Annotated in this window: 8 protein-coding genes; 3 read left to right on the top strand and 5 right to left on the bottom strand. The window is 60.2% G+C overall.

Features of this window, described 5'->3' with window-relative positions; translation table 11 throughout:
- Nucleotides 1-30: 30 nt before the first annotated feature.
- The 5 genes from O1A05_RS08430 to ychF form a co-directional block, all read right to left on the bottom strand.
- A complete protein-coding gene (locus O1A05_RS08430; RefSeq protein WP_270104795.1) occupies nucleotides 31-387 on the bottom strand; it encodes a hypothetical protein in 357 nt (118 codons plus the stop codon).
- Between the two features lie 163 nt (nucleotides 388-550).
- A complete protein-coding gene (locus tag O1A05_RS08425) occupies nucleotides 551-3,127 on the bottom strand; it encodes a DEAD/DEAH box helicase (protein WP_270104794.1) in 2,577 nt (858 codons plus the stop codon).
- Complete coding sequence (locus tag O1A05_RS08420; RefSeq protein ID WP_270104792.1) at nucleotides 3,124-5,241, bottom strand: site-specific DNA-methyltransferase; 2,118 nt, start codon at nucleotides 5,239-5,241, stop codon at nucleotides 3,124-3,126. Before O1A05_RS08420 ends, O1A05_RS08425 begins: the two co-directional genes overlap by 4 nt.
- Before the next feature lie 229 nt (nucleotides 5,242-5,470).
- Nucleotides 5,471-7,684: an AAA family ATPase gene (locus O1A05_RS08415; RefSeq protein ID WP_270104791.1), complete on the bottom strand. Its 2,214-nt coding sequence runs from the start codon at nucleotides 7,682-7,684 to the stop codon at nucleotides 5,471-5,473.
- A gap of 219 nt (nucleotides 7,685-7,903) precedes the next feature.
- Nucleotides 7,904-8,983: a redox-regulated ATPase YchF gene (gene ychF / locus O1A05_RS08410; RefSeq protein WP_270104790.1), complete on the bottom strand. Its 1,080-nt coding sequence runs from the start codon at nucleotides 8,981-8,983 to the stop codon at nucleotides 7,904-7,906.
- 257 nt (nucleotides 8,984-9,240) lie between these two features.
- Here ychF and betT point away from each other — a divergent pair, with 257 nt between their 5' ends.
- From betT to O1A05_RS08395, 3 genes are read left to right on the top strand one after another with little or no spacing between them, the layout of a single operon-like run.
- Nucleotides 9,241-11,472 (top strand): choline BCCT transporter BetT, encoded by a 2,232-nt coding sequence (gene betT, locus O1A05_RS08405; RefSeq protein ID WP_270104789.1) that lies wholly within the window; start codon nucleotides 9,241-9,243, stop codon nucleotides 11,470-11,472.
- Nucleotides 11,469-12,956: an aldehyde dehydrogenase family protein gene (locus tag O1A05_RS08400; protein WP_270104788.1), complete on the top strand. Its 1,488-nt coding sequence runs from the start codon at nucleotides 11,469-11,471 to the stop codon at nucleotides 12,954-12,956. The genes betT and O1A05_RS08400 overlap by 4 nt, the downstream gene beginning before the upstream one ends.
- Nucleotides 12,957-12,987: 31 nt before the next feature.
- Nucleotides 12,988-14,589, top strand: a complete 1,602-nt coding sequence (locus O1A05_RS08395) for a GMC family oxidoreductase (RefSeq protein WP_270104787.1) — start codon at nucleotides 12,988-12,990, stop codon at nucleotides 14,587-14,589.
- Nucleotides 14,590-14,695: the final 106 nt, after the last annotated feature.

Raw genomic sequence — 14,695 nt, 5'->3', positions numbered from 1 at the left:
CCCACCCCCACGGGCAAGCCAGATCAGATGTCACCTGCCATGCAGCAGACCCGTGGTCCAGCGCAGGGCGATGAAGAGCAGGGCGCTTACGAGGGCGATCAGTGCCTTACCGAGGACAGCTCGAGTACGGGTGAACTCCTTGTACTCGGCAGCCAGGTTGCTGATGAAGGTACGGGTCTGTGCGAAGTCGCTGCCCTCAGTTGGCTTCTTGAAGCTGAAGGCCAGTCGGCCGAAGGTCAGCACGAAGCATGTCGCGAAGGTGGCTGCCACGTCGAGCAGGCCCATCTCAGAAAGGCCGTAGGCAGCCATGGCGACTGCTGCGCCGATGAGGGCCACACCGAGGATTTGGTAGCCGTGAGGTAGGTGCTGGATGTTCTGAACGAGCACCTTGACGTTGTTGTTGGTCTTGTCTGTGGAAGTGATGGTGAGTCTCCTCTGTCTCGGGGCACCGGCTGTGCCCGTCTGACGGAGACCGTGCGCGCTGTCTTTCGGCACACAAACCCTAGGAGAAACTCATTCCGCCGAAACCGCGAACAAGTACCATAAAGCCCTATTCGGCCCCATACCCAGTCGTGACAGTAGGACTCGATCGCCGTTTCAAATCCGACCATGACTCTGCTCGTCGCACGTCGGTCTCGTATGCGATGAGGTAGCCCCACCCGGAATCCTTGAACTTCGGCTCGCTGATCAGCTTGTTGACGAGGGATTTGGCAGCATCTCGTTTAGCTTCGACAATGTTGTCGTCCCGACCCTGATCGGACTTGCCTTCAATGATCCAGTAGACGCCACTTGTGTCGAGAGCGACGAAGTCTGGATAGTAATTGTCTCGGGTGGAATATGCGATTGACGCTTTGTCGCTTCGATAGAGACGCTTCCACCACTTAATCTCTGCCGAGTAGTTGAGCTTCATCGCGATCAGGTACTCAGCACTCCAAGAGTCGAATGACGCTGCCTTAAACAGACCTTTCTCCCAGTCGCCGTAGTACTTCCGCAACTGGAACTCAGACTTCTGGCTCTCGTTCAACAGCTCCAGTACATCTTCACCCAGCGGAAGATCGAACGACTGGTCCACAGGGAGCTCAACAGGATGAATTACCGTCTTGGTTTTCGTTCGACTTGCGTGCTTTGAGATTTCGGATCGAACTAGCTCTTCCAACTCGACGAGCGCGGAGTCCTTCGCCTTCTCGGTCCAGGACGCGAACGATACTGCTTTTACGAACTCGGGAACGATACGGCTCTTGATTTGCGCAATGTTCCCCTCGGTCTGTGTCAGCTGTTGAAGGCCGAGTAGCCTTCGCGACAGTTCGACCTTGACCTTCTCGAGTTCCACCGGCGAGCTGGCAACGTTTGCATCATCCGTACGTTGCACCTTGATCGACTGCTTCTGCTCATCAGCAATGAGCTTCTTTCGCTGAAGCACGTCACCAGTATCGGTCACACGCTTGGCGGCGTCTTTGACTTGTTCCGAATCAAGCTCGCTTAGGTCGTATGGATCCGTCGTCTTGACCATCGATGTTGAGGGGAAGAGGAACGTAGTGCCAGCGAACTGAGGATTAATGCCGATCGTGACAGGCTTAGGGGGCACCACCGCCTTGATCGGCTCATCATCATCAAGCTCGATCACACCGACGGGCGGTTGAGACCCCGTAGTGTGCTCAGACGGAAAGCCAGGCGAACCTTCTGAGTCGACGCCCGTGCTGTCGTCGCCGTCTTCAGAAGCCTCATTCGAAGGCTGGAGATCGTCGTCATTGGCGCCGTCTCCGGTGGCTCTGGCCCGAGACTTATTCTCAAGGAGATCCCTTCCCGAGGCTCCCCCTTCGATGGCGCCGTCGAGTCCGAACGATCGCAGGATGTCTTCGTTGTTGAGAAGTTCTTCGAAGGATGCGTGGGCGAGGATGTCCAGTTGATCGATCTGCGAAATTCCAGTTCGTTTGCCGAAAGGTAGACGGAGACCGCGCCCCATGGTTTGCTGCGTGAGCACATCCGACGCCATCGCCCGAAGGGTGCACATGACCGCAATACGCTTGGTATCCCACCCTTCCTTCAGTTTGTCCACAGACACAACAACTCGCACTCGCGAGTCTCGACTGTCGAGCTCATCTAGATACTTACGAGTACGCTCGTCATCGTGTTCGTTGTCGACCTGCAGGACAGCCTCTGCGTCATCGCAATAGGAAGGTCCTCGCAGTAGCTCCGCCGTTTCCGTCGCATGGTCAACGTTCGCACAGACGACGAACAGCGCCGGCTTTGTCCGGGGCACACCCGGGTTGTCATGGATGTACTGCTGGTATGCGAGTTCCTTATTGCGCAGAAGTGATAGAGCGTCCCTGAGCTGACGTCTCTCTCCTTCAACACCCGCGGGGTACCCAGACTTTCTGTAAGCGAGCACGGGAGACTTAACATGTCCGTCTTTGATCGCCTGATACAGCGGGTAGCTGTAAATCACCTTGTCGTTCTTGGACTTCGAGGCGGTTAGGCCGATAGTCGCCGCGGGATCAAGATCCTTCAATGCCTGGCTGAACGCTTTTGCGGAGGTTCCATAAAGATGAGACTCGTCAGCAATGACGATGAGGTCATCGAGTTCCGTCAGGTAGTCATACAGTGACCCCGAGTCTTCCTGGAACTTGCGGATCTTCGTTCGCGTCGCTTCCGTGGTCCCGGTCTTCGACTTATCAGTCTTCTTTGGCGAGATGAGTTGCTGAACGTTGAAGATGAAGACCATGGACGGTTCTGTCGAGTCGTGTCTCGCTAACGCCGTCTGACGCATACGCCACTCGTGGTAAGCCTGAGGGCTTACTACCGATGGCGGTACATCGAAGCCGTGGACATATCGACGAGAGCCTTCACTGAAGTTTTGAACCGTCTTGTTCTGCACGACAAGCGAGGGAGTGACGACCATGATGTTCCGAAGGCCCTGCCTGCGGAAGTACTCCACGGCGGCCGCCATCAGAAAGGTCTTGCCGGATCCAGTCGCCATATCCAAGACAAGCGGCTCTTGCGGGTCGAATTTCCCTGTCAGCTCGAAGATCAGCTTTCGCAGTCCTTCTTTGTTCGGCAGTCGAAGATCGAACTCCATCGCAACCTGGTCGATGATGCTCTGATCGAACGAGAGGGGGAGAGTATTCATAGTCTATTCGTCTCCTTCGAGCTGATGCGGAAGAGATCCCCCGGAACATGGACCACTCGGCAACCTCGGCCCGTCCTAGCCAAGTACCGCTGCACGTCATCGTCGATCTCAGTGGCTGCCACAGTCATTCCTTCACCCGCTGGCAGCTGGGCCAACAGATCGTCGGCCTTTGCTTTGTCGAGCCGACCTTCTACAACGACTAGTCGCATAGCACCCCGAATGCCGTGGAAGAAGCGGTGATCGGGTGTCAGATGGAAGCCGAGGTTTGCCGCCACGGACCTGATCAGCGTTTCCCCGGTGGCTGCGTCTTTCAAAATGACGATTCCGAGGTCGGCGTCGTAGTCGAAGCACGAAGGCGACAGCTTCGCGACGGTGTAACCACCTCCACCGCGCCAGTTGATGGTGGCCTTGGTCTTCGTTGTCTTCGCGAGGGCCTTAAGCGCTTTGATGTCTGTTGAAGCTCGCAGGCTGGCTTTTAACCCGATGGCGGTGGCGGCCGGCAGATCCTCGGTCTCCACATCGTCTAGGTCGGGCACTTCGTCCCCGAGCTGCAGATCGTCCTCGTCGCCTCCCGCACCTTCGTCATCGTCTTCCCTCTCCTTGAGAAGCTTGGTTAGTGTTTGGGTGAAACGGAACGCATCATCTGGGGTCAGGCCTTCCGGGAGGCCTTCAGCGGAGGCATTCGTACGCTCCCCCGCAGTCACTGTGACTCCCCCGCTGTCCTGACCCTTGACCACCTTTTCAAGACGCGGCTGGATGAAGTCGTCGAAGGTACTTCGGATCAGTTCGCACGTGATCCACCGACGTCCCATCTTGTGTGCGACGGCTGCGGTCGTTCCAGACCCGGCGAACACGTCGAGGACGATGTCGCCAGGATTGGTGGCGATCTGGATGACTCGTTCGAGTAGCCTTTCAGGCTTCGGCGTCGAGAATGCTTTCTTCCCGGGGAAGAGCTTCTTGATTTCAGACTTTGCTGCCCGGTTATGCCCCACGTCGTCGTTGCGCCACAGAGTGCGAGGGTTCGTACCTTCCGCTGGGATATAAGACTTGCGTCCGAGCCCTCCCGTTGACCGAATGAGGATCTTCGGGAGGTTGGGCTGCATCCGACGCTTCTCAACCAGCGCCTGTGCTTCTTCAAGCGGTACGTCAAGGACAATGGCGCAAACATCATCCGAGGCCTTCTCAACTGGGACACCCTCGTTCTCAGCTCTCCACTTGGCATCGTGGAGGTTTTCATACCTATAGGGAGCCCACTTGTTCAGTTCTTCGAAGTAGGTTTTCTGGGACAGTCGCCAGCTTGAACCCGCAGGGGGTCGCATGAGTTCGCCTGTCACTGGATTCTGGATCGCGTACGACATGCCGCCTGATCCATCGCCTTTGTTCGCGGTCGGGTTGTCGTCCCACCATGGCCCGAGCGGGTCATCGTCGGGGTTCGAGAAGCGGGCGTTGTCGGCTTCCGTGCGCGGCATCTTGTTCAGAACGGTTTTGGCGGATTTGCGATAGACGATGATGTTGTCGTGGTCGTCGGAGAAGCCGTCACCTCGTCGCGGAGAGTCGGCTTTCTCCCATACGATCTCGGCTAGGAAATTCTCAGAGCCGAACACCTCGTCCATGACCAGACGCATCCGGTGGTTCTCGGTGTCGTCGAGATGGACCCATATCGTCCCCTCATCAGCGAGGAGCCGATGCATATGGACCAGCCGGTCCCTCATCATCGTCAGCCAGACGGAGTGCTCGAGGTTGTCTTCGTACTGGTCGAAGGTCTTGGAAGTGTTAAACGGTGGGTCAATGTAGACGCACTTGATTTGGCCGCGGTACTTCGCACTCAGCTCCGGCACGTGCATCAGCGCTTCGAGGACATCTCCGGACTCACCTAGGATGAGGAGATTGTCGTCTGTCGGGATGAGGTCAGCGCGTTCCGAGTAGACCTTCTTCGGGTCCTTCTCCGTTTGAGTGCCGGTCACCACCTTCTCGACCTCAAGGGTGTGGACTTCACAGTAGCGGGGATCGCGGGGATCGACCCAGTCGTAGCCGTAGCGCCCTTCTTTGACAGGGATGAGCGCCAGCTCCTTGTTGGGCCATGTCAGCTCCAACAGCCGCTTCTTCTGTGTCACGCCAACTCTCCTTCGACAGAACACTCCCAGTGGTGCCCGCAACAACTACACGCTACTTCAAATACAGGGTTCGGGAGGAACTATCCGCGCTTCGACGACAGTACTATCAGACGGCACTTCGCTGCGCAGTCATTTAGCGCAACTAGGCCCCTGGTGCGGGTAGAAACATCCAAGTGGATCTCTCCACACCCACCCCTCGCATCGGTAACTAGACGCGACTATGATCCACTCATACAGATTCTTCGATTCCCATCATCATTCTGTAATGGGCTCCATGATTGGACCGGTCGAAGACATGCTTAAAAACGTCGAGATACATGTCCTGAGTCGCGATACTTGGCGAGTAGTGGAGGTTCTCGAACACTCCATGGGATCCTTCATTGACCCAGTTGAACATTGATCGCAGCACGGGCCTCTCAGCCGGCTCCAAATACTGCACGATCTCGTTCTCCCAGATACCCCCGGCGACTCGGAAGTAGTTCTCGAGGATTCTGCGAAGGACATTCTCGAGACCAATAATGCTCATCTTCTCCCCTTGTGAGGCGCGTCGAACCTCAGACCAAAGACGTTCATACTCGGTGCTAATGGGGTTTTCAGTATGTGCCTCTACGACGTTTGCCTCTCTGAGACTCTTCCTGATCACGTAGTAGCCGCGGCTCGCTCCCTCATCCTTATGCCTCAGCTGAGTAATCTCCTTGTGAAAGTACACGTTGTGCGTCAGAACGATCACCTGTGCCACGTAGTCGGTCTTGGACAGGGCTCGATTGATGAGGTCGCGAACCAGAGCGCTAACAATGAATAGGACATCACTGTCAAGACTGGAGATCGGGTCGTCGACTACCGCCAAAATCTTGCCTGAGGTATTCTCACGCCCGTTGAGGCGGAAATAGTAGTAGAGAAAGGCGATGAACGTCCGTTCCCCCTCACTCAGGGAGTGCTCGTCGAGTGGAACCCCATTCCGCGCCAGCATGTATCCGTCGTCAAGTTCCGTGGAACTGATGATGTGAAATGACGTGAATCCTGACCGTTCGAGAAGGCCATTGATCTCATCAATAACAGGCTGCGATGATTCGACTGAGTGCTGCAGGCTACGCACCTCGCCGTCAAGTTTCGAGATCGCCGCTGATGCCTCCTCCATCTTTCTTGCTGTGGCGTCTACGCCATTTTGCAGGCCGATAGATTTCTTCCTGTACCCGGCAAGCTCGTCACTGAGAAGTACATCGGCTAGGTAATTCCAGCACTCTGCGATCAACTTAGGCTTCGCATCTTTCTGAGAATCAACCAGTCTGTTATGCGCTTCGATCTTGGTGTTGGCATCACGGACAACGGAGTTTAGGGCCTCCACTGGGGCACTTGACGTGGACACAGTCAGCGATTCGGACGGCGCACTCAGCTTCTGCTCGACCAGCTTCTCGTTTGTCGCGATAGCGACGTTCAATTCTCCGATGGCCTTCTGGTAGGCCGCCTCGTCCAGATAGCTGGCGGACTCTGAGCTCCATCCGGTGGTGATTTCCCTCATGGACGTAACCCACATCGAGTATGCCGTCGCTAGCTGCTTCAGCTTGTCGATCTGCGCCGCATACCGGTCATCAAACATGTCTTCTAACTGCTTGGCCAGGCCCTTAGGCGCTTTCTGCTGACAGAATGGGCACAACCCATCTGCGCCATGGAGATACTGTCGTCCGGCCTGAACCCAGTCTTCGTTTCCTAGGTTTTCCGCAAGCTCGCTGAGCGAGACCTCGGAACTGCCCACCACCTTTTTCTCCAGAAGCTCGTAGCCGCCTTCATCGTTCCACTGGAAGTCGTTGATCTCAGTGAGTCGGGCACAGGTGCTTGCCTCGGTATCGAAGACAGCTGCGGCGTCCGCGAGAAGGTTTTCGAGCTCGGGGACGGGGGGACCATCGTCACTAGGCATATCTCGTTCGAGGAGCCGCGTCACGAGCATGTCCTTGTTCTTGTCCACACCCCGCTTCCCGGTGAAGGCAGGCAACAGTGTCGTGTACTCGTCAACGAGAGCACGGTATCTGTTCCACGCGGCGATCTTGAACGACTCCTTGGCGTCACGCTGGCGGTCTTCCGCGGTCGCGTGGCTGGATCTTGCGCGCTCGAACGCTTCTACGGCCTGGTCGCGTTCCCCTCCAGGCATCTGAATCTGTTCAAGGCGCTTCTGGGCGTCGACACTGTTCTCGCCGAGGACGAAGACGCCGGGCAACCGGTTGGACTCACGCAGGATCTGGTCCACAAAGTCTCTGTTGTAGACCTGTACCGTCATCTCTGCGCCGTCATGCCACTCCGGTTCCAGCTGAAATGACCCGTAGCTGGCGAAAGCTCGGCTGATCGTCGTCTTACCGGAACCATTGGGGCCGTAGAAGAAGCTTGCCGGCTTCAGGCCGGTGACTGACAGCGGAGTGCGACCAAAGCACGTGCCACCAGTAATCGTCATTTCCCGTAGCATTAGGTCACCAGGTCCATTCGTCGGCGCTCCTAGCCTCTGCCGAGAGCGGTACCGCCGTGCGGGTGGAAGCACGGATCGGCTAGATCAGTGTCCACTACGGTCCGGGCTCCTCGTTTCAATCCGGCTCTCCGAGTTGCTACAAAAGTGCTACCAGACGGCGTGTCGCTACGTGTTTTTGTAGCACGAATAACGCGTCTGACCTGGGGTTTAGACATTGAAGCGGAACTCCACCACGTCGCCGTCTTGCATAATGTAGTCCTTGCCTTCCATGCGCACCTTGCCTGCGGCTTTGGCATCGGCCATGGAACCGGCGGCAACGAGGTCGTCGAAGGAGACGATTTCGGCCTTGATGAAGCCTCGCTGGAAGTCGGTGTGGATCACACCGGCCGCTTCAGGAGCGGTGGCACCCTTGCGGATGGTCCAGGCGCGGGCTTCCTTCGGACCGGCGGTGAGATAAGTCTGCAGTCCGAGGGTCTCGAAGCCGACGCGGGCGAGCTGGTCGAGACCGGACTCGTCCTGACCGTTCATCTCCAGCATCTCGCGGGCCTCTTCCTCGGAGAGCTCCACCAGATCGGCTTCGAGCTTCGCGTCGAGGAACACAGCCTGGGCCGGTGCCACCAGGGCGGCCAGCTCTGCCTGCTTATCTTTGTCCGCCAAGATGGCGTCGTCGGAGTTGAAGACGTAGATGAACGGCTTGGCGGTGAGCAGGTTCAGCTCGCGCAGGTTCTCCATGTCGAGCTTGTCGGCGGCGGAGAAGATGGTGTCGCCGCGCTCGAGCACGGCCTGGGCCTCGAGCAGTGCATCGAGTTCGGCTTTCTCGCGCTTCTTGCCCTTGACCTCTTTCTCGATCCGCGGCACGGCTTTCTCCACGGTCTGCAGGTCGGCGAGGATGAGCTCGGTGTTGATGGTCTCCATATCAGAGGACGGATTCACGGCGCCGTCGACGTGGACGACGTCAGAGTCCTCGAAGGCGCGCACCACCTGGGCGATAGCTTCGGCTTCACGGATGTTGGCCAGGAATTGGTTGCCCAGCCCCTCTCCCTCGGAGGCGCCCTTGACGATGCCGGCGATGTCAACGAAGGACACCGTGGCGGGCAGGATTTTCTGGGAACCGAAGATACCGGCCAGCTGATCCAGTCGTTCGTCAGGGAGGTTCACGATCCCGACGTTGGGGTCGATGGTGGCGAACGGGTAGTTCGCCGCCAGGACGGTCTGACGGGTGAGCGCGTTAAAGAGGGTCGACTTGCCGACGTTGGGAAGTCCCACGAATCCGATTGTTAGAGCCACGTCGACCATCGTACCGGTCACTGTGCGCCTGAGCTGAACCTTACTGAACAGCGGAATCCGACGTGAGGCGAATCTCAGTCCTGGACATCGGTCGCTGACAGTAGCCATACTCCTCAGTTCCCGGCTACGGTGGAGTACGTTTTGCGTTCCGGAAGCTCTTCGCCGTAGGCGGGGTGTGCTTCGAACAGGGCAACGATTCACCGCGGCAGGGGGCCGGTCAGAACGCGCGGTCCCCTCCGTCGAGAGAGGACACCGCTATGGCAGAAGCCGTAGAAGACCAGAGCCGCTCAGCATCGACACCCGATCATCCCGATCCAGGACGCACCACCAACCCGGTGAACTGGCCTGTGTTTCTGGGCACCTCGGTGATCATCGTGGCGTTTGTGGCCTGGGCCGCGATGCTGCCGGAACAGGCCGAGACCGTGATCTTCGGCGCCATGGGCTGGGTGGCCACCAACTTCGGTTGGTATTACGTCCTCACCGCCACCATCGTGGTGGTCTTCGTGCTGATCGTCGCTTTCTCGCGCGTGGGGCAAACGAAGATGGGGCCGGACCACTCGAAACCGAAGTTCAATCTCTTCACCTGGGCGGCCATGCTATTTGCCGCCGGTATTGGTGTGGACCTGATGTTCTTTGGGATTTCCGGGCCGGCCACCAACTTCCTGGCTCCCCCGGATGTCACCCCGCTCTCCGATGAGGCGGCGCGGATGGCACCGATCTGGACGATCTTCCACTACGGCATCCCCGGCTGGGCGATGTACGCGCTGATGGGCATGGCGTTCGGGCTGTTCGCCTACCGGTACCACCTACCGCTGAGCATCCGTTCGGCCCTGGCCCCGATTTTCGGCAAGCGCATTCACGGTCCCATTGGTCACGCCGCGGAAATCGGTGCGACCATCGGCACCATCTTCGGCATCGCCGTGTCCCTGGGTATCGGCGTCGTGTTCTTGAACTTTGGGCTATCCGCCATCTTCGACATTCCGAACCACATTGGTGTGCAGATCGCACTGATGGCGCTCGCGGTGTTTATTACAATCCTGTCCACCGTCTCCGGTGTGGATAAGGGCATTCGTCGGCTCTCGGAACTCAACGTGATCCTCGCGGTCGTGCTGATGCTCTGGGTGCTGTTCTCCGGGCAGACCCACGTGATGCTCAACCAGCTGGTGCAGAACATCGGCGACTTCTTCTCCGGGTTCCCCTCGATGATGATGAACACCTTCGCCTACACCGCCGGTACGGAAGACTACCCCTCCCAGCAGTGGATGGCGGACTGGACGCTGTTCTTCTGGGCCTGGTGGATCGCCTGGGCACCGTTCGTCAGCCTCTTCCTGGCTCGGATTTCCCGCGGCCGCACGCTGCGCCAGTTCGTCCTCGGCGTGCTGCTGATCCCCTTTGCGTTCATCCTGCTGTGGGTGTCGGTGTTCGGCAATGCCGCGCTGAGCTTCTTCCGCGCCGGCGAAGAGGAGTTCCTGGAGCTGGCGGTGAACCTGCCCGAATCCGGTTTCTTCACGCTGTTGGCTCAGTACCCGGGCGCCACCTTCACCGTGGCGCTGGCCGTGGTGACCGGGCTGTTCTTCTACGTCACCTCCGCCGACTCGGGTTCCCTGGTGATGGCGAACATGACGTCGAAACCCTCGCTCACCGACTCCGACGGGCCCTCCTGGCTGCGCATCGTGTGGGCGGTCATCACCGGCGCGCTGACGCTGACCATGCTGTTCATCGACGGCGTGTACACCTTGCAGGCGGCCACCGTGATGGTGGGCCTGCCGCTGTCGATTCTGATCTACCTGGTGATGTTCTCGCTGTTCAAGGTGCTGCGCTCCGAGCGGCTCACCCTGGACTCCCAGATCGCCACCATGCCCGATGTGCTCTCCAGCCGGATCCGCGAAGGTGGTGAACGCGGGAACTGGCGCCAGCGACTCAAGCGCCGGATGACGTTTGCCTCTGCCGAGCAGATTGATCGCTACGTCACCCAGGTGGCCACCCCGGCGATCGAGGAAGTGGCGGCCGAACTGAAGAACCTCGGCGTCGACGTCGCATGTCACCGTGGCGAGCACCCGGACTACCCGATTCCGTACATCGACCTGATGGTGCATTTCCCCGATCAGGAGGACTTCAAGTACCAGGCCTACCCGGTGGCGTACTCGGTGCCGAACTTCGCCTCGAACATCAAAGCGGTGCAGGATGTGTTCTTCAAGCTCGAAGTGTTCTCGCTGACCGGTTCCCGCGGTCACGACATCATGGGCTACACCAAGGAACAGGTCATCTCCGATGTACTCGACGCCTACGACGCCCACATGGCGTTCATGTCGCTCACCGGCGACAAGGGGGCGCCGGCCTCGCTCATGGATGCCGAAGCTCCCGATGAATGGTGGGACACCGATCAGACCGAGGTGGAGCCAGCGGACACCGCAGCCCTGCGGAAGATTGACGCCGCCATCGAAACCACCCCACACCCTGGACCCGATTCCGAAGGAGAGAACCGATGACTGATTCTGCCATCGCCACCCTGTACATCGACGGCGTCTGGACCGCTTCCTCAACCGGCGAGACCCGCGACGTCGAGTGTCCCGCCGACGGCAGCCACGTTGCTGTGGTGTCTGAGGCCAGCGGCGACGACGTCGAACGTGCCATTCTTGCTGCCCGCCGCGCCTTTGATGAGGGCGTGTGGGCTGAGAAGCCGGCCAGTGAACGCGGCGACTTCCTGTTGCAGGTCGCCGAGGGAATCCAGGCACGCAAGGACGATTTCGCCCGCGCCGAGGCCCTGGACACCGGCAAGCGTCTGGTGGAGGCCGAAGGGGATATGGACGACATCATCTCCTGCTTCCGGTACTTCGGGAAGATCGCCGATCAGCACCCGGGCCGCCTGGTGGATGCCGGAGACTCATCGGTGATCTCGCGGGTGGTCTATGAGCCGATCGGGGTGTGCGGGATGATTACCCCCTGGAACTTCCCACTGCTGCAGGCTGCGTGGAAGGTGGCTCCGGCGCTGGCTGCGGGCAACTCCTTCGTGCTCAAGCCCGCCGAGTTGACCCCGCACACGGCCATCCTGCTGATGGAGGTGCTGGATTCCCTCGGCCTGCCTGCGGGCGTGGCCAACCTCGTGTTGGGCGACGGCGGCACCGTGGGTGCGCCGCTGTCCAGCCACCCGGAAATCGACCTGGTGTCCTTCACCGGTGGACTGGTGACGGGCCGCAAGATCGCCGAGTCGGCAGCGCGCGACGTCAAGAAGGTGGCCCTGGAGCTGGGCGGAAAGAACCCGAACGTGGTGTTCGCCGATGCGGATTACGAAGCCGCTCTGGACAATGCGCTGACCGCCGCATTCCTGGACTCCGGTCTGGTGTGCTCGGCCGGCACCCGACTGATCGTGCAAGACTCCATCGCGGAGCAGTTCGTGGATGACCTGGTGGCCCGCGCCGAGGGCATCGTGATGGGCGGACCCTTCGACGAGCAGGCCGAGACCGGTCCGCTGATCTCGAAGGCGCACCGCGACAAGGTCACCGACTACGTGAAGCGCGGCGTGGAGGCCGGTGCCCGACTGCGCGTGGGCGGACACTGGGGCGGCGAAGAGCACGCCAAAGGCTATTTCTACGCACCCACCGTGCTGGATCAGTGCACCTCGGACAACCCCGCCGTCGTCGAAGAGGGCTTTGGTCCGGTGATCACCGTGGAGACCTTCAAGGATGAGGCGGAGGCCATCAAGGTCGCCAACGACACCGAATACGGGCTGGCCGGGGCAGTGTGGACCTCGGACATGGGCGTGGCCAACCGCGTCTCGCGCGGGCTGCGCCACGGCACCATCTGGATCAACGACTACCACCCCTACCTCCCGCAGGCCGAGTGGGGCGGCTTCAAGCACTCCGGCGTCGGCCGCGAACTGGGCCCCACCGGTCTCGAGGAGTACGTGGAGGCCAAGCACATCTACCACAACACCGAGCCGGCCCCAGCCGACTGGTTCCCCCGCAAGAACTGACGGCGTCACCGAGAACACTCAAGGAGAAGACATGGCATCACCACAGCAGCACATCGACGAGATCGTCTCCGAGAACCCCGTGCGCGAATACGACTATCTGGTGATCGGCGGTGGCTCGGCCGGCGCCGTAGTGGCCGCCCGGCTCAGCGAGGACCCGGAGGTCACCGTGGCCCTGTTGGAAGCCGGCGATCACGACCAGGACCACTCCGAAGTGCTGGACCTGAAGCGCTGGCCCGAACTGCTGGAATCCGGGCTGGACTGGGACTACCCCATCGAACCGCAGGAGAACGGCAACTCGTTCATGCGCCACGCCCGTGCCAAGGTGCTGGGCGGTTGCTCCTCGCACAACTCCTGCATCGCCTTCCACCCGCCGGCCGAGGACATGGACCTGTGGGAGCAGCTGGGAGCCACCGGCTGGAACGCCGAGACCATCCTGCCGCTGATCAAGCGCCTGGAGACCAACTCCCGCGGTGGCGAGAAGCACGGCACCAACGGCCCGGTGCACCTGATGGACGTGCCGGCCGAGGACCCGATCGGTGTGGCTGTGCTGGATGCGTGCGAACAGGCCGGAATCCCCCGGAAGCTGTTCAACGACGGCGAAACCGTGGTGCACGGTGCCAACTGGTTCCAGGTGAACCGCCAGGCCGATGGCACCCGGGCGTCATCGTCGGTCTCCTACCTGCACCCGATTCAGGGTGAGCGGAAGAACCTGGACATCCTCACCGGGCACTGGACCACCCGGGTGCTCTTCGACGGGGATCGTGCCGTGGGCGTGGAATACATCGACAACGCTTTCGACCGGACCTCGGTGCTGAAAGCGCGCCAGGAAGTCATCCTCTCCGCCGGGGCGATCGACACCCCGAAGCTGCTGATGCTCTCCGGGATCGGCCCGGCCGAGCACCTACAAGAATTCGGCATCGAGGTGCGCGTGGACTCCCCCGGCGTGGGCTCGAACCTGCAGGACCACCCGGAAGCGGTGATCTCCTGGGAGACCAACGAGAAGATGGTGCGCGACGCCACCCAGTGGTGGGAGATCGGCATCTTCACCCACACCGAAGACCCCGAGGGTGCGGGCCTGCCGGATTTGATGATGCACTATGGTTCGGTGCCGTTCGACATGCACACCCGGCGGCAGGGTTACCCCACCTCGCCGGAGTCGTTCGCTCTCACCCCGAACATCACCCACGCCAAGTCGCGCGGCACGGTGCGGCTGCGGTCGATGGACTACCGCGACAAGCCCAAGGTCGACCCGCGGTACTTCACCGATGAGGAGGGTCACGATATGCGCGTGGCGGTGGCCGGGATCAAGAAGGCCCGCGAGATCATCTCCCAGCCGGCCATGGCCGACAAGGTGACCCGTGAGCTGTTCCCCGGACCGGATGTGCAGACCGATGAGGAGATCGCCGACTACGTGGCGCGCACCCACAACACGGTGTACCACCCGGCCGGTTCCTGCCGGATGGGCCCGGTGGACGACGAGATGTCCCCGGTGGACCCGGAACTGCGGGTCAAGGGCGTGCAGGGGCTGCGCGTGGTGGACGGTTCGATCATGCCGCAGCTGACGGCGGTGAACCCGAACATCACCACCATGCTGATCGGCGAGCGCGCCTCGGATCTGATCCGGGGCCGGTAACACGGGTCGTTAAGACACCGAGGGTAGACATCCCTCGTATCGTCGACGGCGGGGCGGCATCCAGTGCGGGTGCCGCCCCGCCGTCGTCGTGACATCTGTCATGGCC

This window comes from Citricoccus sp. NR2 (genome assembly GCF_027594385.1).
Classification (GTDB): domain Bacteria; phylum Actinomycetota; class Actinomycetes; order Actinomycetales; family Micrococcaceae; genus CmP2.
This window is presented reverse-complemented; position numbering and strand designations above follow the sequence as displayed.